Here is a 19,970-nt window from a genome sequence, read left to right on the forward strand (position 1 = left end):
GATCCACTTTCTGTACGCGTAAACTATACGCGTACAGAAAGTAGACCTCCAGACGGTGGCGCAGGACGGGGACCACACGTCCGCGCGTACGCTGGGGGCACCCCCGAGCAGCAGAGGAAGCGAGATTCGTGCAGCCCACACCCGCCCCCGGCAGCGCCGGCCGTCCGGGCAGGGTCGGCCGGCCGCCCCGGCTCTCCCTCGACGCGATCCTCGAAACCGCCGGGCGCATTCTGGAGACGGAGGGGGCCGCGGCGCTGTCCATGCGCCGTCTGGCCAGGGAGCTCAACAGCACGCCGATGGCCCTGTACCACCACGTACAGGACAAGGACGAGCTGCTGATGCTGCTCCTGGACGTGTACGCCGACGCCATTCCGCGCCCCGAGCTGCCGAAGGACCCGCGCGAGAGGCTGTCGTACTGCGCGCACATGTTCCACGACATCCTGGCGGACCGCCCGTGGATCGTGGAGGTGCTGTCCTCCGACGCCTTCGCGAGCGTCTCGGCGATGTGGATCGTGGAGGGCGTGGTCGACTCACTGGTCGAGTGCGGGCTCACCCCGCAGGACGCGGCGCAGGGCTATCGCGTCATCTGGACCTACACCGTGGGCGAGTTGACCCTGCGCCACCGCAGGCGGCCCGAGCGGACCGCGCCCACGCGGCTCGACCTCACCATGGCGTCGCTGGACGCGCGGGAGTACCCGAGGCTCGCGGCCTTCGGGTCCCGCTGGAACGAGGTGACGTCGGCGGACGACCACCGGCGCGGCCTGGAGGCCGTGATCAACGGGCTGCTCGCCGAATTCCGCTAGGCGTCGACCTCGCCCACCCAGCCGAATTCCAGCAGCCCCTTGGGCAGGTACTCGGAATTCACTGCGACGGGGAAGCCATTGTCGTGGGCCATGCAGGCGAGGGCGAGCGGGCCGAGGGCCACCAGTCCGTCGCTGTCGAGAGAGCGCGCCTCGTCACTCGTCCAATACTGGGTTCAGGGCTACTTGCGCTTGCCATTATTGGAGTCTTCCGGTCGAGCGCATCCATGAACTGTCAATCCCCCTGCACTGGCAGCCGACAACATAGTTCTACAACTGATCAGTGAGGTCGGGGCCCCGACCGTCGATTACATCGGGTTCCCCGATTCCGTAGCCTTGGGCCCGACCGAAGTACGTGGCTTCGCCAGGGTCCGCCTTACCGAGCAAGGCATCGAGCTCCTGCAGGGCACTCGCAAGGCGTGGCGCATTTCGTTCTTGGACTTCTGGGTGAGGGAATCCACTAAAATCGAACCGGCCCCAGATGTCGTGGAATACAGAAAGATCTGCGGACAGGGACCTTTCATCTGGGTCCACACTGATCCGAACCAGTTCGTACTCACGGTTCTCCGCACCCGTCGCATCAATCCAGGTACCAAATCCCGAGATAGTTATATTTCCGACCTGGGCTTCCGGAAATCCGATGGGACGACTTTCTCGGATCTGCTGAGCAAGCTTCTCCACGTCGAACCCACCCCTGAAGTTGAGTTGAGTGGACAGCCCAATGCCCCCAGCCCCGTGGACGTACCACGGCCATTTCAGAGCAGTCGGCTCCAACAGACCGTGCTCGCGAAGGGGTACAGACATCCGCGCCGCCGTCATCAAAGCCGACTCCAGCCCGGGAGGAGCGAAGTCATCGAGCTCCCATTCCCAGGACGCACATTCCCTAGGAGTTCTGAGGAGTTTGGACATGATGCCTTCCTTACGCTATCGGGCTCAGATGTCGATCTCACCCGTCCAGGCGAAGTTCAGCAGCGCCTTGGAAAAGTGCTCAGAATCGATCTCAATGGGGAAACCGCGGTCCCGGGCCAGTCAGGCCATGGCCAACGGGCCGAGTGCCACGAACCCATCGCTATCCATCGCCATGTCGTCGTCGCCCAAACCCCGGTAGGACTTGTGCCACTTGGTCGCGTCCACCAACGCCTGGTTGAACTGGGCATGGTCCCCGCGCAGATAGCAGATAGCAGATAGCAGATAGCAGATAGCAGCAGAAGAGTTGATCGGCGGATACAGCACCAGCGACATCAGAGTCTGACCGGCATGCACGGCGGAGTCCGGGCAGGTGCCGTCCACGGCGACAACCAGCTGAGTGCTCATCCCTTCATTGCCCAGCCAGGAAGGCTGGAGAACCGGCGTATACGCGAAGCTGAGGCCCAGAGGCGGGAAGTTGCCATTCCTCCTCCTTGATCCGGCACGTCACCATGCTGCCCTCGGGCGCCGTAGCCATGGCGAACCGAGCGGAGCCCCGCTGCATGGCGGTGCCCCAGGCTTCCCAAGACTCGAGCTCCTCGGCATCCGGGTCCAGCTCGCAGCTCGTCTCGGCCACGATCAGCGTGGTATCGAGCACACGCCCATGGGAAATTTCCGACCGCTCGATATCCTCCAGAAGGTCGTCAGCATTACTCGCAAGTGCTTCCACACCTGCTGCCGTTCTGATGCCGCGCACCAAGCTCGCGGGGTATTCATGCCGGGAGCTTGAATCAATTTACCTCCTCAGGTGGGAAATTCGCCGAGCCAGCTTCGCTGGAGGAGGTGCTTGGGAATGTATTCGGACTCGACGTTGACCGGGAGCTCTCCGTCGTAGGCCAGGCAAGCCACGGCCAGCGGACCCAGGGCGATGCTGCCCCGTCGATCCGATGCCCGGTCCTCGTTGAGGGTCCAGTACATCCTGTGCAGCTTCAACGCCTCTTCCAGCGCGGGGCCGAAGCCCTCAACGTCCCTGCGGACAAAGTGGTAGAAGAGGTTGATCGGCGGATAGAGGATCCCCTGCAACAGGTCCCGCGGAGCAATCTGCGCCACCGACGGATCCGACATCTCCAAAGCGGCCGTGAGCTTCTCCACCAGACCCGGCCGACGCAGCCAGTAGGTCTGCAGGACATCCACCCAGTGGTAGATGTACTCGTCGTACTCCCCCTCCGGGGCACGCAACCGCTCCAGCGGAATCTCGCACAACTGAGTCATCCGCTCCTGCTCACGGCAAATCACGGCCAGCCAGAACGCCGTCAGCCAACTCCCGGCGCTCGCGGTGGACAGCGGCCCGACGGCGGGAAGACTCCGCACCTCTTCGCCGATGCGGCACTCGACGGCACCCTCACTGACTCCGGTCACCGCGAAGAACGCAGAACCGGCCTGCATCGCCTTGACCACCGCCTCCCACGTCTCGGCCTTCGCCGCACGCGGATCGATGACACTGTGGGCATACATGGACAGGACCGCGGTGTCGAACACCGAGTCGATCGTGGCAGTCGACCCCGCAAGGCGACCGATCTCCCAGGCAAGGTAGTCGTCCAGCTGCGTCACGTACTCATGGACGTCGGGCCCTGTCGGCAGATCGTGCCGGGCAATCACTACGGTCACGGAAGAGTTCCCTTGCTGATGTCGAACCGGCGGTATCGCAGACCAGTGTACGTACCTGCGTTCTTCTCACCCTTGACAACTATGTATTCCAACTTCTTTGCTTCAATTGCCTCTTCCAAGGCCTTCAGCGCCTTGAACTCACCGCGCTCCTTCAGGCACCGCCGAATGTCGTCGAAATATTCACGGCTGCCCTGAGATGCCCGCCTGCCGTCCGCCAGGTTTCGGGCACCGAGTTCCGTACGGAAATTGCTCTTCGCCTCGATGACGACAACTCGACCGTCTTTGTGTGCCCACATCTGATCGAACTGGTCATTCCCGTTCCTCGGGCCGATGAGTGGCTGTCGCTCGAAGTCCGGGTATCGTTCGGCGACAAAATGGTGCTCGGCCGCCTTCTCCCCAAATTCTTCGGTCAGCTCTCCCATCTGGGTGTGGGATTCCTTGTACGTTCCCTTGGCCTCTCCCCAGAGTCCGGCCGATTCGGGGGTGCTCAGAGCATCGTGGGATTTCCCGGCATCGGCCTTCCATTCCTCGACGATTTTGTCCCACTGGATGGCGAAGTGACGTGCCTGCGCGGCCTCGTCCAGCACCTTGTACCTGGCGGGGTCCGTCACCGTCCGCTCACCCATGGAGATGTAGTCCGCGTCGAGGTAGTGCGGCTTGGGTGGCGGTGGAACCTTGTGAGCGAGGACCCACGGGCTGTTCTCCGTCAGCCGGGTGAGCTGAGGCCCGGTGACACGGCTCAACTCGGCGACTCCGCACGCCCCGGGGGCTACGTCCCCGACCACTCGCCCCACATGGGCCACGACGCCCCGTCCGGCCCCGACAACACTCCGGGCCGCGGCCCCGGCGATACCGGAGCACGCGGTGGTGCCCGCGATCTCACGGGGGGCGGCATGTTGTCGCCCAGCCGTACCACGTCGTCGAGTTGGCTGCTGCCCCCGGGAACGGCGCGCGTGGTGTCCGCGCCGACCGAGACGAGGACGGGCTCGGCAGCGGGGACCTCCGCGCGGGACGTGTCGACGGAGGGCTCCGTGCGGGAGGGGGCTGCGGGGGTCTCCGCTCGCGCAGCCGCGCTGTCGACGGTGTCGACAGGGGCGTTCTTGGCCTCGGCGAGGACTTCACCCCTGCCCGTGATGATGTCCCCGTTGGGGGTCAGGTAGGCGTCCGAGTTGGGGTCCTTGATGGAACCGGCCGGGACCGCGTCGTCCGTGAGGGTGTACGTGCCGTTGGGCTGTTCGACGGCGCCCTTGGGGGGTGTCGCGTCGGCGGGGAGGGTGACCGTGCCGTCGGCGTTGCGGAGGGTGCCTTCGGGGAGTTCGATGACGCCCGGCGGGAGGGCGGCGTCGGCGCGGCCCAGGTCCTTGAAGCCCGCGAAGAGGTCGCGGATCTTGGTGCCGCCGTAGACCCCCGCCTTGAAGACGTACGTGGCGGGGTCGATGATGCGGCCCGCCTTGCCCGCGACGGAGAGGGCCTTGGCGACCGCGCCCGCCTTGCCCGCCCCGCTCACGCCCGCACCCACGCCGCCGGTGAAGACCGTGGTGACCACGTTGAAGGTGACCGCGCCCGCCGCGCGTCCGGGGTTCGAACCCCACTGGTCCCAGGCGACCAGGGCCTTGCCGGTCTCCTTCAGCGCGGTCTGCGAGTCCATCAGCCACTTGCGGGTCGCATCGCCGCCGACCAGGGCCGGGACGATCGCGCCGGCCGGCGTCCCACACCGACCCGTTCAGCAGCCACTGCATCCGGTCCGGCGTTGCGTGCCCGGCCCGCTCGGCCAGCGTCCAGCCGTTCTTCTTCGGCAGCTGCGCCAGCAGCCCCTCGATGAACTGCGTGAACACCAGCCGAGGTTCCGGCCGGTTGAACAAGAACCCCAACGAGCCGGCCAGCCCCGCCAGTTCCTCACGCCACTCGGCTATCAGCTCAGCCGTCACATCCCGCATCAAGCCCGGTCAACGACACCCCCGGGACAACGTCACAAGATCTCCGGCTGTAGTACTTGGAGGCCGTGATCGACGGGCTCCTCGCCCGGGTCTGAGGGCGGATGCGAATCCGCTAGGCGTCGACCTCGCCCACCCAGCCGAATTCCAGCAGCCCCTTGGGCAGGTACTCGGAATTCACTTCGACGGGGAAGTCATTGTCGTGGGCCATGCAGGCGAGGGCGAGCGGGCCGAGGGCCACCAGTCCGTCGCTGTCGAGAGAGCGCGCCTCGTCACTCGTCCAATACTGCTTGTGCCACGTGAGCGACTCGGACAAAAGGGTAGTGAACTGCTCCGTCTCCCCGCGGTTGAAGAGCTGAAACAATTCCAGCGGCGGATACGCGATCTTCAACAGCAGGTCCGCGTCGGCGTACCGCGCAGCTGCGGGTTCGGTTCCCTCAACTGCCGTGACCAGCTTGCCCCACATTTCATCGGAACGACGGAACCAGTAACTCTGGAGGGCTTCCACCCAGGCATAGATGTACTCGTCGAAAACGGCACCCGAATCCCGGAGGAGTTCCACCGGAACACGCATCAGCCGGTCGAGGCGTTCATTTTCCCGGCAAACGGTGGCCAGGTAGACGGACGTCACCCACGCTCCCGCATGGGTATAGCCCGTCGGTCCGGTGGAAGGAAGAGTCTGTTCCTCTCCGTTGACCCCGATTCGGCACGTGACGCTGCTCTCCGTGGAAACGGCCGCGTCGAACAGCGCGGAGCCGACCTGCATCGCCGTGATCCACGCCTCCCACGTCTCGAACTTCTCCACCTCGGGATCGACGGCGCACCGCAGTTTGGCGACCGTCAACGTGCTGGCCAGCGCCCGGGAGCGCGACATCTCGGACTCGCCGAGCCGGTCGATGATCCGGCGGACGCTCTGCGTGAGCCCAGCGAGGTCCGCACTCCCGGCTTCCGCAGGAAAGTCGTGACGAGGAACGCTCGTTACCACTGACTGTCTCCTCTAGTAGATCTTGAGATGGTCCAGCACGGCACCATCGTACGATCCGTTCTTTTCCCTGGCCGTGACCAGGACGTACTTCACCCTTTTGTTCTCCAGCGCGTCAAAGAGGTCATCCGCCAGGAGCCTTTCCGCGCCGCCCCGGTCCCACATCTTCTGGAAAATCGTCTGGAGGTAGGGATGGGTGCCCTGTTGCACCATCATGCCAGCCGCCGGACCGGCACCGTGGCGGGGAGGATTCAGCGTCGCGGCCGGCCCCTTCTCCTCGACGACCAGATAACTTCCGTCGGATTTCAGTTTGTACAGCGCGTCCAGGGCGTCGGCACCGTTGGCCGTCTTGGGGAGGTCAATCCATTCCGCGTCCTTGAACAACGTGGGAATGGCATGGAGCCTGGCCGCTCCCTCACCCAGCCTTTCGGCGTGCTGACTGTTGTTCGGGGTGTCCTTGAAATGCTCGACGTAATCCTCGCGCGCGGACACGAGATCACTGTGCGCCGCCGCCGGAGGATTCTCCGACTTGAGGGCGAGCTCGGCATTGGTGAGTTCGAGGCTCAACCGCCGCCCCTTCGCAAGCTCATGCAGCTTGGGGAGGTGGCGGGCATCTGCGGTGCTCGGCGCGAGCGGCTTCCGGTCGTACTTGAATTCGGTGGGTCCGTGCGGAATCTCGGACTTGGCCACGAAGGTCCCGTCGTCCAGCTTCCGCAGGATGGGGAGATGGACGCCGTCGACCTTCGCCTGCCGGGACACCCGGTGACCGTCCGTGTGATAGTGCGCCCGCCGCCACGCCGGATCGTTGTTGGCCAGCCACACGTGCTTGTCCTGAAGCGCCTTGAGCTCGGCCGGAGTCAGCCTTCGCTCCGCGGTGCCACTGCGGTCCCCCGTCGCGGCGCCGTCGTCCGGCTGGTTCTCGGCGTTCCGGGACAGGTCCGCGGCACCGTCCGGTGCGGCGTCGTCCGCGCGGCTCAGATCGTCCGGGTACCCGCCGCCGGGACCACCGCCGCCCGGGCCGTCGCCGTGCGGCCCGCCGGGAGCGTCGGGGCCGGTGGCCCCGCCACGGGGCAGATCGCCGGCGCCGTTGCCCGCGAGATCGCGGGCTCCTCCCCTGGTGAGGGTGTCGCCCGGGGAGGTGCCTCCCGTGCCTCCCCCGCCGCCGGTGCCGTCATGCCCCATGCGGGGCGGGTGGTCGGGCACGTTGCCGCCCGTACGCGCCGTGTCGCCGAGCTGCCCACTGCCCTCGGGGACGGCGCGCGTCGTGTCCGCGCCGACCGAGACCAGTACGCGCTCGGGATCGGGCACCTCCGGGGCATCCGCGCGCGCCGTGTCGCCGGTCGGCTCCGTACGGGAGGTCGCGGCAGGGGTGTCCGTGCGCGTCGCCGCGTTGTCGACGACGTCGACGGGGGCGTTCTCTGCCTCGGAGAGGACCTCGCCCTTGCCGTTGACGACGTCGCCCTTGGGGGTCAGGTAGGCGTCGGAGCCGTCGGTGGCCTTGATGGAACCGGCCGGGACCGCGTCGTCCGTGAGGGTGTACGTGCCGTTGGGCTGTTCGACGGCGCCCTTGGGGGGTGTCGCGTCGGCGGGGAGGGTGACCGTGCCGTCGGCGTTGCGGAGGGTGCCTTCGGGGAGTTCGATGACGCCCGGCGGGAGGGCGGCGTCGGCGCGGCCCAGGTCCTTGAAGCCCGCGAAGAGGTCGCGGATCTTGGTGCCGCCGTAGACCCCCGCCTTGAAGACGTACGTGGCGGGGTCGATGATGCGGCCGGCCTTGCCCGCGACGGAGAGGGCCTTGGCGACCGCGCCCGCCTTGCCCGCCCCGCTCACGCCCGCGCCCACGCCGCCGGTGAAGACCGTGGTGACCACGTTGAAGGTGACCGCGCCCGCCGCGCGTCCGGGGTTCGAACCCCACTGGTCCCAGGCGACCAGGGCCTTGCCGGTCTCCTTCAGCGCGGTCTGCGAGTCCATCAGCCACTTGCGGGTCGTGTCGCCGCCGACCAGGGCCGGGACGATCGCACCGGCCGGGACCACGATCATGGCGATACCGGTGGCCAGTTTGGCCAGGCCGGTCCAGGCCTCGCCCGCCTTGTCCCAGCCGTCCACGCCGACCAGGGTGCCCAGACCCTTGACGGTGCCCCAGACGCCGTCGACGACGACACCGGTGGCGAAGTCCGCGACGTACTCGTAGGACTGGTACCAGCGGACGGACTCGACGACCGGGTCGCCCCAGGGAAGCCCCTTGGCGCCCTTCAGGTCGTCGGCCCGGTAGCCGTACAGATGGTCGCTCTTGGAGCCGTCGTTGAGCTTGTACGTCTCGCCGCCGACCAGATTGACGATCTTGGAGTGGCACTCGATCTCGGCGGTCCAGAACGCTTCGAGGGTGCGGGCGATCTCGTCGCGCCGGTCGTTGTTCTCCTCGACCTTGTCGCCGTCCTCGCGCCAGGTGTCGTCGGCCGCCGCCGCGTTGGCGAACGCCTGGGCGTCGGCCTTGAGCTCGGCCAGGCGCTTGGCCAGCGGCCGTACCGCGGTGGCGTACGTGTCCAGGGCGTCGGCGACGGTGCCCAGGTCGGTGCCGATGTCGTGGGCGGTGGTGGAGACCGGCGCGGTGGTGGCGAACAGCCGGTCCGCCTCGGGGGCCTGGTAGTAGGCGGACAGCCCCTGGAAGGCGGTGTGCGTGCTCTTGCCCTGGGCGGCCAGCTGCGTGCCGTCCTTGCGCAGGGCGGTGACCTGGCGTTCCAGGGTGGCCAGGTTTCCGGTGAACTGCGGGATGCCGGACGGGGAGACGGGAGTGGAGTCGCTCACTTCGCGGCGTCCTTCCGGGCCTTGTCCAGTGCGGCCTGCACGTCCGGGTCGTCGAACGCCTCGCGCTGCTTGGTCGCGGCCATCTGCAACTGCCCCTGGTTGTACGCCTGGGTGGCCTGGAGCGCGCCGGCGATGGAGTCCTGGGAGCGCAGTGCCAGGTAGAAGAAGTCCTTCTGGCGTTTGGCCATGAACTCGTTCAGGCCCGACGCCACCAGACCGCTCGCGGCCTGCTGCCCCGGGGCGGCCTTCTCGCCCGGGAGCGCGTCCTCCCGCACGGTCCCGGCGGCCTGGCCCGCCTCTTCCATCGCCGTACCGATCGCCACGCTCGTCCTGCCCATCGACTCGGCGGCCTTACGGGTGTTCTCCAGCACCGTCTGCACACCCGAGGGCTTGATGTCCCACGCCGTCATTGCCCCACAACCCCCTGTGGCAGCGGATTCCCGCCGCCCGTTCTGCCGATACGTTGATGCGCGCCGCAGTCTCCGCGCCGCGAAGGCCGGCTCTTGTGAAGGCCGGCTCTCCGGAGGCCTACGCCACGAAGCCTTCGCACCGCGCACGGCGGCAGCGAAGGCGGTGGTCGTGGCTGCGGCCCTCCCGTGGTGGCCCGGCCGATGGCGTCAGCCGATGTTGTCGACGGCCGCCTTGGCCCTGGAAAGGGTCTGCTGGGCGGTGCCGTCGTTCTTCTCCAGCGTCGACTTCAGCAGCCGGATGATGGAGCGGACCTCGTTGGAAGCGCGGTTCCAGCGCAGTTCCTTGCCGTGGTACTCGTCCGAGACGCCGTCGGCCTGGAAGTCGGACATCGCCGCCTTGACCTGCCGGTCGCGGTCGCTGATGACCTGTTCCAGGCGGCCGATGACCGCCTGGATGTTGAGCTGCGCGTCGGAGGACGCGGTGGTGTCGTAACTGTTGCGGTCTGCGTTGCCGGCCATGCTGAGTCTCTTCTCCCCGTCGGTGCGTCGGTCAGCGGCCGCCGAAGCGGGCGGCGTCGAAGTTGGCGGCGGCCATGTTGGAGCTCGCGTTGTCCGCGTGCTCGCCCTCACCCGCGGTGAAGGCTCCGTCCATGCCGGCCTGGCCGCCCAGGATCGAGGAGAGCGCGCTGTTGAGCGCTGCCGTGATCTCGTCCGAGTTGGCCTTGAACCGGTCGAAGGCGGCCTTGCCCGCGCCGTTGAACCTGCCCTCCAGCGGTTCCGCTGCGGCGATCAACTGCTGGATCAGGCTGCCGAGATCACGGCTGGACGCCTGTGACTGGGTCGTCAGACCCGAGAGAACCGTCGATCCCATGTCGAACTTCATCCGGCCAACCCCCGTGCACTCGCTGCTCTTCATCACCGGTGGCACTCAGGACCCACGTACCCCATGCGCCTCTCGCGCCACCATCACCGGCGATCACGCTCGCATGCCGTCGTCGCCCGTGCAAGCCCGTACCGACCGCTTGCAGAAAGGAAGTTGATGCCCAATACCACGGGATTATGGACGCCCTGTGAAGGTTCCGGGAGGCCGAAGTGAGGTGAAACGTCCTGGCTGCGTACGGTCTTGAGCGGTCCGCCGTACCCGCGTTGTACGGCGTCCTCACGGATGACTTATGTTGCAGAGGCGAAGTGAAGGGATTCTGCGACGGGGCGGGGCAGCTGCATGGCCAGGGATTACGACAGTCAGCTGCTGGAGTCCGTGTCGGTGCGCCGGCGCCGGCTGCGGGACGCCCTGCTCTTCGGTGCGCAGCGCGCCCGGCGCAGTGCCGACGAGCGGCTCGGCAAGGTGTTCGCCGGGATCGCCGTCGCGGCCGTGCTCTGCGCGGGCTGCATCGGCTGGTCCTTCCTCCAGCACACCCTCGCCCAGCAGAAGGCCGAGCAGCAGAAGCAACAGCAGCGGCAGGAGCGGCAGTTCAGGTGACGAACACGGCAATGACCTCCCGCGCGCAGCTGAGCCGGGTGACCCTGGTGGGCGAGCGGCGGCGGGCGGACACCGTCCTGCCCTCCGACACTCCGATCGGCCAGTTGCTGCCCGACATCCTCCAGCTGCTCGACGACCGGGCCGCCTCCCGGCCGATGACCCGGCAGCTGGTCACCTCCGACGGCGGGGTGCTGCCCTTTGACAGCACCCTGGCCTCGGCCCGGATCTCCGACGGGGCCGTGCTGCGGCTGGTGCGTGCGCATGCCGCGCCGCCGGCGCCGATCGTGCACGACGTCACCGATGAGGTCGCCGACGACCTGGATCTGCGGGCCTGGCGGTGGCGGCCCGCGGCGCGGCGGTTCAGTGCGGGGGTGGCCACGGTCGTCTTCGCGGTGATCACGGCGCTGCTCGCCCGGGGCGAGTTCGACCCCGGGCAGGTGGCCCGGGTGCTGGTCGGCGCAGCCGTGGTGTTCGCGGTGGTGGGTGCGGTCGTCGGCCGGACGGGCAGGGGCGGCAAGGGGCTGGTGACCGCGCTGCTCGTCACCTCCGGGGTACTCGGGGTACTGGCGGCCTGGACGGCGGCGGACGCGTACGCCTGGGGCGCCCCGGCCCGGCTCGCGGTGGTCGCCGCCGCGCTGGTCGTGGTGCTGTTGCTGCTCGGGATGTTCTCCCCGCTGGGCCGGGGCGGGCTCGTCGGGGCGGGGGCGGCCGCGGCGCTGACCGGCCTCTGGCAGGCCGTGGCCGCCGTGCAGGACGATCCGGCGAAGACCGGCGCGGTCATGGCCGTGCTGTCGGTGGTGCTGCTCGGGATGCTGCCGCGGCTGGCGCTGATGGGTTCGGGGCTGACCGGTCTGGACGACCGGCGCTCGGCGGGCAGTTCGGTCAGCCGTCACCAGGTGGCCGCTGCGCTGGCCGCCACCCACCGGGGTCTGGCGCTGGCGACCGTGGTGCTGGCGTGTTCGGCCGCCGGGGCCGGCTGGCTGCTCACGCTGGCCGCGCCGACGTACTGGACGGTGCTTCTGGCGGTGTGCACCACCGTGGTGCTGCTCTCCAGGGCCCGCGCCTTCCCGCTGGTCGCGGAGGTGGTGGTGCTCTTCGTCGCCGCCGGGGTGCTGGCGGTGCGGCTGGTGATGCTCTGGATGCGGCACACGCAGGGGTTCGCTCCGCTGCTGGTCCTGTGCGCGGGCACGGTGCTGCCGCTGCTCGTACTGACGGTGCAGCCGCCGGAGCACGTGCGGGTACGGCTGCGCAGGGTCGCGGACCTGGTCGAGTCGATCGGCGTGGTGGCGCTCTTCCCGCTGGCCGTCGGCGCCTTCGGGATCTACGGGCAGTTGCTCGACAGGTTCTGACCGGCCTCGTCGGGGCCGGTTTCGTACGAAGTCACAGCGGCGGCAGAACACCAGCGGCAGCGGGGAGAGGGACGGACATGCCGAACGGCACCAACTGGCAGGGCGATGTGCTGCGCGACCTGAGAGGTACGAGTACGGGCGAGGCCCCGCCCGGCCCGCGCGAGGCACCGGGACCGGCTCCCCTGGACCACGCGCACGCACACCCCGCCACTCCCCCGACGACCGCACGGGCGGCCGGGACGCGGGACGACGAGCCCGCGCAGGGCCCCTCGGCCCCGGACCACGAGCCCGCCCGAGGGCCCGGACCGCTCGGCCCCCCGCCCCGGGACACCCCCGCCCAGAGCCCCCTGGCGCACGCCCAGAACCAGGCCACCCGTTTCGTACCCCAGCCGCACCCGCCGACCCCCGAGTCCCGGCCCGCCGTGGACCGGGCGCTGGCCGCCGCCGGGCGCAAGCCGCAGCGCGGTGAGCCCCTGTTCGGGCGGGCGCTGCGAGCGGTGCGGCGGACCGTGGCGTCCTCGGCGGCGGCCGAGGTCGCGGCGGCCGGGCGGACGGCACAGGAGTTGCAGCAGCCGGTGATCACCGGGCGGCAGATCGTGGTGACCTCGATCCGGGGCGGCGCGGGCAAGACCACCGTCGCGGCGCTGCTGGGCAAGGCGTACGCGCACTACCGGCAGGACCCGGTGCTGCTCCTGGAGGCCGATCCGGCGCTCGGTACGCTGCCGTTGCGGCTCGGGGTGGAGTCGCTGCGCTGGACCGCCGGGGACATGGCGCGGATCGTGCAGCCGCAGATGTCGCTGCTGGACGTGACGGGCTACCTGGTGCAGCTGCCGGACAACGCCTGGCTGCTGCCGGGCAGCCGGGGCCAGGTCGGGGCGATGCTGGACACACCTGCGTACGAGAAGATCATGGTCTCGCTGCGCCGCTACTTCGGGGTCACGGTGGTGGACTGCGAGACGCTGCCCGCCGAGGTGGCCCGTACCGCGCTCTCCGCCGCCCAGGCGCGGGTCGTGGTGGTGCCCGCCACCCTCGAAGGCGTGGCCAGTACCCACGCGGTGCTCCAGTGGATGGCGACGCTGCCCCCGCACGTGGTGACGGGCACCGTCGTCGTCCTCACCGAGCAGACCCCGCGCTCCGGCGTCGACACCGGCCGGGCCGCCCGGGAGCTGGAACAGCTCGGGGTGCAGGTCCGCCTGCTGCCCCACGACCGGCACCTGGCGGGCGGCGGCGCGATCCGCACCGAACTGCTCGCCCGCTCCACCCGCGAGGCCGCCACCCGTATCGCCGCCGACGTCCTGCGGCTCTCCCGGAGCCGGCGCTGAGCCGGGACCGGACCGCCCTTCGACGACCACGGCCGGACCGCCCCCGGCACCGACGATGACGACGACCAGGACCGGACCACGATGACCACCCGCCTGATCCACCGCCCCGCCAGAACCACCCGCCCGCCCGTCGCGGCCCCCTCCCGCAGCATCGAGGCCCCGCCCAACCTGCCCGAGGGCAAGATGGGCAACATCGCCACCTCGCTGCTGCCGGTGGCGGGCGTGATGTCGTCCGTGGTGATGATGACGGTGCTGCGCAACAGCCAGTTCGCGGCGATAGGCGCGCTGATCCTGGTGGTCACCGTGATCGGTTCGGTGGCCCTGGTCTTCTCGCAGAAGGGCAAGGCGCAGCGCACCCGGCGCACCCAGCGCGAGGCGTACCTGGAGTACCTGGAGGACCTGCGCGAGGAGCTGGCGGGCGAGGAGCGCGAGCGCCGGGAGCGGGCCCGGGTACTGAACCCGCCGCCGGACGCCCTCTACGACCTCCTGCGCGATCCGGCCCGGCTGTGGGAGCGGCGGCGGGTCGACAGCGACTTCCTCCAGGTGCGCCTGGGCACCGGTGAGATGCCGGTACGGGACCTCACGCTGACCGAGCAGGGGTCCTCGGTGCTCACCCCGCCCGACCGTTTCATGCTGAACGAGGCGTCGGCGCTGATGGCCCGCTTCTCCTCCGGCACCGAACTCCCGCTCACCGCCCCGCTGGACCGGGCCGGGAACATCAGCGTGATCGGCCCGCGCGAGGACTGTCTGCGCGTGGTGCGCACCCTGCTCGTGCAGACCGCCGTCACCCACGCGCCCGACGACGTGGCGCTCGCGCTCTCGGTGCCCGACGAGCGGGTGGCGGACTGGGAGTGGGTCAAGTGGCTGCCGCACGTACTGGACGCGGAGAGCTGGGACGGCCCGGTGGCCGCCCGCCGGATCGCGTCCTCCCCGCAGCGGCTGGCCCGGCTGACCGCCCACTGGCTGCGCCGCCGTGCCTCCTACGCGGCCGAGGTGCGCCGGGGGCTGTCCGGCAAGGACGCCCTGGCGATGAGCCCGCGGATGCTGGTGGTGTGCGACGGGTACGGCGAGGACGCCGTCGAACTGCCGCGCCCGGACGAGGCGGTGGGCCTGCGCGAGATGGGCGTGAGCGTGCTGCATCTGCTCGCGGAGCGGGTGCAGGAGCCGGGACAGGTGTCGGTACGGATCACCGTGGACGGCGACCGGGTGAGCATCGAGGACCTGCGCGGCCCGGAGCCGGTCCTCGCGCACGGCACCGCCGACGAGATGCCCCTGCCCGCCGCCGAGGGCCTGGCCCGGATGCTCGCCCCGCTGCGACTGTCCGCCGAGTCCCTGGCGGACGCCCCGCTGTCGGGCCCGGTGGACTTCGCCGGACTGCTGGGCGTCGACGACGTGGCCGACCTGGACCTGGACCGGCTGTGGGCGCCGCGTGGTGAACGCTCCTTCCTGCGGGTGCCCATCGGCGTCGGCGACTCCCACGAGCCGGTGCTGCTCGACCTGAAGGAGTCCTCCGAGCTGGGCATGGGCCCGCACGGGCTGTGCGTGGGTGCCACCGGCTCCGGCAAGTCGGAGCTGCTGCGCACCCTGGTGCTCGCGCTGGCCGCCACGCATCCGCCGGAGGACCTGGCGCTGGTCCTGATCGACTACAAGGGCGGTGCCACCTTCGCTCCGTTCGCCGAACTCCCGCACGTGGCCGGGGTGATCACCAACCTGGAGAACCAGGCCGGGCTGGTCGAGCGGGTGCACGCCTCGCTCGCCGGCGAGGTCAAGCGCCGTCAGCAGGTCCTCAAGGACGCGGGCAACGTCGCCGACATCGGTGACTACGCGGCGCTGCGCGCGGGCGCGCGCCCGGACCTCGACCCGCTGCCGCACCTGTTCGTGGTGATCGACGAGTTCGGTGAACTCCTCACCGCCAAGCCGGACTTCATCGACCTCTTCCTCTCCATCGGGCGGATCGGCCGTTCCATCGGCGTCCATCTGCTGCTCTCCAGCCAGCGCATCGAGGGCGGCAAGCTCAAGGGCCTGGACACCTACCTCTCCTACCGCCTGGGCCTGCGCACCTTCTCCGCCGAGGAGTCGCGCACCGTACTGGACACCACCGACGCCTTCCACCTGCCGCCGCTGCCCGGATTCGGCTACCTCAAGGTCGACACCTCGGCGTACGAACGCTTCAAGGCGGGTTACGTCTCGGGCGCCTACCGGGGCCCGGTGCTGCGGGAGAGCGAGGAGACGGGTCCGCTCGCGCTGGGGTACGGGGCCTTCAACACGCTCGACGGGCCCGGCACCGGCGCGGACGCCGCGCCGCAGGAGCCCACGGTGCGCCGCCGGGAGAGCGGCCCCACCGAACTGTCGGTGATGGTCGGCCAGTTGACGGGAGCCGCCGCTCCGGTGCGCCGTATCTGGCTGCCCCCGCTGCCCGAGGCGGTCCCCCTCGACGCGATCGCGGGCCCGCTCGAAACCGGCGCCGACGGCACCCGGCTCGCGCAGCGCCGCGGACCGCTCCGGGTCCCGATGGGGCTGCTGGACGACCCGGCCAGGCAGTGGCAGGGCCCGTGGTACGTGGACCTGACCGTCGCGGGCGGCCATGCCGCGCTCATCGGCGGCCCCCAGTCCGGCAAGACCACCTGGCTGCGCACCCTGGCCCTGTCCCTGGCGCTGACGCACACCCCGCAGGAGGTCGGCATCTACGGCCTCGACCTGGTCGGCGGCGGGCTGACCGCGCTGGGCGGGCTGCCGCACGTCGGCGGCATCGCGGGCCGCGCCGACCGCGAGCGGGCCGCCCGCACGGTCGAGGAGGTCCGCACCATGCTGGCCGAGCGCGAGGAGCTCTTCCGGGAGCACGGCATCGACTCCGTGGAGCAGTTGCGCGACCTGCGCGCGGCCGGCCGCCACCCGGAGCTGCCCTGCACCGACGTGGTGCTGCTCGTCGACGGCTTCGGCGCGCTGCGCGACGACTTCGAGGCGCTCGACGACGCGGTCACCGACCTCCTCAAGCGGGGCAGCGGGTACGGCATCCACGTGGTGGCAGGAATGCTGCGCTGGAACGACGTGCGGATCGCCACCCAGTCGGCCTTCGGCACCCGTCTGGAGCTGCGGCTCAATGACCCCTCCGAGTCGAGCGTGGACCGCAAGCTCGCCGAGACCCTCTCCCCCGAGGAGCCGGGCCGCGTCCTCACCGACGGCAAGCTCTTCGCCCAGACCGCCCTGCCCCGCGCGGACGCCGTCGCCGACGCCGCCGGGCTGGGCGCCGTACTGGAACGCACCGCGCACACCCTGCGGGCCACCTGGCCGGGTGAAGTCGCCCGCCCGGTGCGGGTGTTGCCGCACCTGCTGGAGCCGCATCTGCTGCCGGGTCCGGCCGCCGAGCCGCGGCGGGTGCCGTTCGCCCTGGACCAGAGCGCGCTCTCGCCCGTGCACCTGGACCTGTTCGGCCGCGACCAGCACCTGCTGGTGATGGGCGACAGCGAGTGCGGCAAGACCAACCTGCTGCGCGCCGTCGCCCAGGGGCTGATCGAGCGGCACGGCGAGGACGACCTGGTGTTCGCCGTGATGGACCCGCGGCGCTCGCTGCGCGGGGCGATCCCGGAGGAGTACCGGGGCGGCTACGCGTACAACACCAAGCTCTGCACTGCCCTGTCCGCCGGCATCGCCACCGAGCTCGCCAAGCGGATGCCCGACGACGCGGCCGGCGACGAGGAGACGGAGCCGGGCAGTTGGGGCTCGGGCCCGCGCATCGTCGTCCTCGTCGACGACTACGACATCCTCACCACGGCAGGCCAGCAGCCGCTGGCCCCCTTCCTCCCCTACCTGCCCTCCGCGGCCGACATCGGCCTGCACTTCGTCCTGACCCGCCGGGTCGCGGGCGCCTCCCGGGGCCTGTACGAACCGGTGGTGCAGAGCCTGCGCGAGAGCGGCGCCGCCGCCCTGGTGATGTCCGGCGACCGCGGCGAGGGCCAGCTGTTCTCCGGCGTGTACGCGTCGCAGCAGCCGGCGGGGCGCGGGGTGCTGGTGCGGCGGGGGGAACCGCAGCGGCTGATCCAGACGGTGTGGACGGGTGGGTGAGCGGGTGTACGGGGCGGCTGCCCGCCCCCACGCCCGTACCCGCACACCTGCGCACCCACGCACCCTGACCCGCACTCGCACTCGCACTCGCACGACAAGGACCTTCGCCCCCATGACCACGGACGTCGTCGCCCTCACCCCGAAGATGCCCGACCCCTGGAGCGTGCTCGCGGGGCTGCTCTCCGGCGGCCCGGACCGGGAGGTGCGGCCCCATGCGGACGGGGCCGTCGTCCAGCTCTGCGACGAGCGGGGCCGCCCCCTCCTGTCCGTCGAGGCGCCCCTGCTCATCCAGGTCGAGGGCGAGGCGGAACGTCTGCTGGGCGCCGACGCGCCGCCGGTGCCGTTCTGGTGGACGGAGGCCCGCGCCACCACCGGGGTCCCGGAGGCGGAGGACCTCGCCGGAACCTTCGCCTCGCGCATCGCCGCCCTCAACCGGGGCAGCGTGTGGCCCCCGGAGGCCGCCCGCCCCCTCGACGTGGTCGAACCCGACGGGGCCACGAACGCGGACTCGGGACCGACGCTGGCCCCCGCCGACGCGCAGCCCGCCGTGGACGTGCTGACCGATCAGGTGGCCGTGGTCATCCAGGACCGCCCGGTGATCGCCATGACCGCGTGGCTCTCCGGCGCCCTGACCGCCACCGCCGCCCAGGGGCTCGGTCTGCAGATCGTCACCCCGCCGGGCACCGCCCTCTCCCCGGCGGTCCGCCCTTCCGTGAGCCGCGCACCGTCGCGCTGGGTGGTCCAGGACGAGGAGTGCGGTTACTACGACGGGCTGACCGGGGCGGTACTGAGCTGGCGGCAGGGCATGTTCCGGCCGGTGCCCGGCGAGGAGGGGCCCGAGACGGAGACCCCCGAGACCGCACAGTCGGCTCCCGTGGCGAACGCCTTCCGGCAGGTCGCCGAAACCGGCGAACGACAGCTCACGCTCTCCTTCCGGACGGTCCACCCCGCCGACGACCGGCTCGTCCTCGGCGGCCCTCTGGAGGCGGTCTTCCAGGCGCTCACCGGCCGCCCCCCGGCGGGCTGGGGAACCGCGGAACCCGCCAACTCCCCCTGGTCGCTGCGGCAGCTGACGGACCTGGCGCGCAGCCGGGCGCCCGAGCCGACCTGGTTCGTGGTGACCGGTGCCCCCGACCGGCCGGCCCTGGCCACGCTGCGCGTCCACCGCACCACCGCGGGCGTCGAGCAGGACATGACGGTCACCTTCGGCTACGGCGCCGACGAGCACCCGCCGCTGGACGCCCTGCCCGCCGCCGCCGAGGCCCTGGCCACCCGCCACCACCTGGTCTCACTCCTGGCCCAGATCCGCAAGGCCCCCCGCGACCTGGCCGTCCGCCCCCGCTTCGAGCCGCCCGGCGCCCCGGCCGGCTTCGCCGTCGGCCCCGACGAGGTCCGCGCGATGCCCGGCGACCGAGCCCGCCGCACACCACTCGCCACCGCCCCCCTCCCCCTGGGACCGGCAACCCGCCCCGGCCTCTACTACCCCTTCCGGGCCGACCCCGCCGACCTGTCCGGCTGGCAGGACCTCGCCCGCCTGCTGACCCACCTCAAGGGCGAGTGACCCAGCCCCACCCCACCGGAACCATCCCAGCCCTCATCCCGCACTGACCGGCAGCACATCCGGCGACAGCGCGCCCGCATGGGCCGAAGCACTCGTCATCCGGCGACGGTGGTGACGACGGCACAGCACCTCGTAACCGACGTCCTCCGCAGGCTGGTTCACATCACCCACCACAACCTGCTCCCCCTCCACCACCATGACGCCGCCCACCGTGCGCGCATTGTGCGTCGCCCGCGCCCCGCACCAGCACATCGCCTCGACCTGCAAGGTCTCCAGCCGGTCCGCCAGCTCGATCAACCGCTGCGACCCCGGGAACAGCCGCGTCCGGAAATCCGTCGTGATCCCGAACGCGAAGACGTCCAGATCCAAGTCGTCCACGATCCGCGCGAGCTGATCGATCTGCTCCGGCGCCAGGAACTGCGCCTCGTCCACGATCACGTAGTCGACCTTGCCGCCCCGCGACACCTCATCCACCACATACCCGTACAAATCCCTCCCGGGCCCCGCCTCCACGGCCTCCGTCACCAGCCCCAGCCGCGACGACAACTTGCCCTCACCGGCCCGGTCGTCCCGCGTGAAGATGACGCCCTGGAGCCCGCGCGCGGAACGGTTGTGGCCGATCTGGAGTGCCAGGGTGCTCTTCCCGCAATCCATGGTTCCAGAGAAGAACACCAGCTCGGACATGAGGAGTTGA

At 70.3% G+C, this 19,970-nt stretch carries 18 protein-coding genes and 1 pseudogene; 6 read left to right on the forward strand and 13 right to left on the reverse strand.

Features of this window, described 5'->3' with window-relative positions:
- Nucleotides 1–128 precede the first annotated feature (128 nt).
- Entirely contained in the window at nucleotides 129–803 is a 675-nt protein-coding gene (locus IE269_RS13875) for a TetR/AcrR family transcriptional regulator (protein ID WP_189823185.1), read from the forward strand.
- Here IE269_RS13875 and IE269_RS13880 read toward each other — a convergent pair.
- The 12 genes and pseudogenes from IE269_RS13880 to IE269_RS13935 all read right to left on the reverse strand — a co-directional run.
- Nucleotides 800–961: pseudogene (locus IE269_RS13880) on the reverse strand (Imm49 family immunity protein); the annotation flags it as partial. The gene IE269_RS13875 and the pseudogene IE269_RS13880 overlap by 4 nt on opposite strands.
- 109 nt (nucleotides 962–1,070) lie before the next feature.
- Nucleotides 1,071–1,709: a hypothetical protein gene (locus IE269_RS13885; protein WP_189823186.1), complete on the reverse strand. Its 639-nt coding sequence runs from the start codon at nucleotides 1,707–1,709 to the stop codon at nucleotides 1,071–1,073.
- Between the two features lie 120 nt (nucleotides 1,710–1,829).
- A complete protein-coding gene (locus IE269_RS13890; RefSeq protein WP_229897625.1) occupies nucleotides 1,830–2,114 on the reverse strand; it encodes an Imm49 family immunity protein in 285 nt (94 codons plus the stop codon).
- Nucleotides 2,115–2,118: 4 nt separating this feature from the next.
- Nucleotides 2,119–2,466, reverse strand: a complete 348-nt coding sequence (locus tag IE269_RS13895) for an Imm49 family immunity protein (RefSeq protein ID WP_189823187.1) — start codon at nucleotides 2,464–2,466, stop codon at nucleotides 2,119–2,121.
- Nucleotides 2,467–2,510: 44 nt separating this feature from the next.
- On the reverse strand, nucleotides 2,511–3,374 hold the full coding sequence (locus tag IE269_RS13900) for an immunity 49 family protein (RefSeq protein WP_189823188.1): 864 nt from the start codon (nucleotides 3,372–3,374) through the stop codon (nucleotides 2,511–2,513).
- The gene (locus IE269_RS13905; protein WP_189823189.1) at nucleotides 3,371–4,117 is read right to left on the reverse strand and encodes a hypothetical protein; all 747 of its coding nucleotides are present in this window, start codon (nucleotides 4,115–4,117) and stop codon (nucleotides 3,371–3,373) included. Before IE269_RS13905 ends, IE269_RS13900 begins: the two co-directional genes overlap by 4 nt.
- Before the next feature lie 26 nt (nucleotides 4,118–4,143).
- The gene (locus tag IE269_RS43090) at nucleotides 4,144–5,022 is read right to left on the reverse strand and encodes a hypothetical protein (RefSeq protein WP_229897626.1); all 879 of its coding nucleotides are present in this window, start codon (nucleotides 5,020–5,022) and stop codon (nucleotides 4,144–4,146) included.
- 401 nt (nucleotides 5,023–5,423) lie between these two features.
- Entirely contained in the window at nucleotides 5,424–6,293 is an 870-nt protein-coding gene (locus tag IE269_RS13915; protein WP_189823190.1) for an immunity 49 family protein, read from the reverse strand.
- A gap of 12 nt (nucleotides 6,294–6,305) precedes the next feature.
- Entirely contained in the window at nucleotides 6,306–9,092 is a 2,787-nt protein-coding gene (locus IE269_RS13920; RefSeq protein ID WP_189823191.1) for a hypothetical protein, read from the reverse strand.
- Nucleotides 9,089–9,502 (reverse strand): DUF6507 family protein, encoded by a 414-nt coding sequence (locus IE269_RS13925; protein ID WP_189823192.1) that lies wholly within the window; start codon nucleotides 9,500–9,502, stop codon nucleotides 9,089–9,091. Before IE269_RS13925 ends, IE269_RS13920 begins: the two co-directional genes overlap by 4 nt.
- A gap of 207 nt (nucleotides 9,503–9,709) precedes the next feature.
- Entirely contained in the window at nucleotides 9,710–10,021 is a 312-nt protein-coding gene (locus IE269_RS13930) for a pore-forming ESAT-6 family protein (RefSeq protein WP_189823193.1), read from the reverse strand.
- Nucleotides 10,022–10,052: 31 nt separating this feature from the next.
- The gene (locus tag IE269_RS13935) at nucleotides 10,053–10,385 is read right to left on the reverse strand and encodes a hypothetical protein (RefSeq protein ID WP_189823194.1); all 333 of its coding nucleotides are present in this window, start codon (nucleotides 10,383–10,385) and stop codon (nucleotides 10,053–10,055) included.
- Between the two features lie 339 nt (nucleotides 10,386–10,724).
- On the opposite strand from IE269_RS13935, the gene IE269_RS13940 reads away from it, so the two are divergent.
- The 5 genes from IE269_RS13940 to IE269_RS13960 all read left to right on the forward strand — a co-directional run bounded on the left by IE269_RS13940 (nucleotide 10,725) and on the right by IE269_RS13960 (nucleotide 19,276).
- On the forward strand, nucleotides 10,725–10,982 hold the full coding sequence (locus tag IE269_RS13940; protein ID WP_189823195.1) for a hypothetical protein: 258 nt from the start codon (nucleotides 10,725–10,727) through the stop codon (nucleotides 10,980–10,982).
- An 11-nt stretch (nucleotides 10,983–10,993) separates the two neighbouring features.
- Complete coding sequence (gene eccD / locus IE269_RS13945; protein ID WP_189823339.1) at nucleotides 10,994–12,331, forward strand: type VII secretion integral membrane protein EccD; 1,338 nt, start codon at nucleotides 10,994–10,996, stop codon at nucleotides 12,329–12,331.
- 77 nt (nucleotides 12,332–12,408) lie between these two features.
- Nucleotides 12,409–13,653, forward strand: a complete 1,245-nt coding sequence (locus IE269_RS13950) for a MinD/ParA family ATP-binding protein (RefSeq protein WP_189823196.1) — start codon at nucleotides 12,409–12,411, stop codon at nucleotides 13,651–13,653.
- 81 nt (nucleotides 13,654–13,734) lie between these two features.
- Nucleotides 13,735–17,715 carry a type VII secretion protein EccCb gene (eccCb, locus tag IE269_RS13955; protein WP_189823197.1) on the forward strand — a complete coding sequence of 1,327 codons (3,981 nt, stop codon included), beginning with the start codon at nucleotides 13,735–13,737 and terminating at the stop codon, nucleotides 17,713–17,715.
- A gap of 112 nt (nucleotides 17,716–17,827) precedes the next feature.
- A complete protein-coding gene (locus IE269_RS13960) occupies nucleotides 17,828–19,276 on the forward strand; it encodes a DUF6177 family protein (protein WP_189823198.1) in 1,449 nt (482 codons plus the stop codon).
- A gap of 33 nt (nucleotides 19,277–19,309) precedes the next feature.
- Here IE269_RS13960 and IE269_RS13965 read toward each other — a convergent pair whose 3' ends face one another.
- Nucleotides 19,310–19,960 (reverse strand): thymidine kinase, encoded by a 651-nt coding sequence (locus IE269_RS13965; protein ID WP_189823199.1) that lies wholly within the window; start codon nucleotides 19,958–19,960, stop codon nucleotides 19,310–19,312.
- Between the last annotated feature and the right edge of the window lie 10 nt (nucleotides 19,961–19,970).

Origin of the sequence: Streptomyces spiroverticillatus (genome assembly GCA_014650415.1) — a bacterium.
In the GTDB taxonomy this organism is placed as follows: Bacteria; Actinomycetota; Actinomycetes; order Streptomycetales; family Streptomycetaceae; genus Streptomyces; species Streptomyces spiroverticillatus.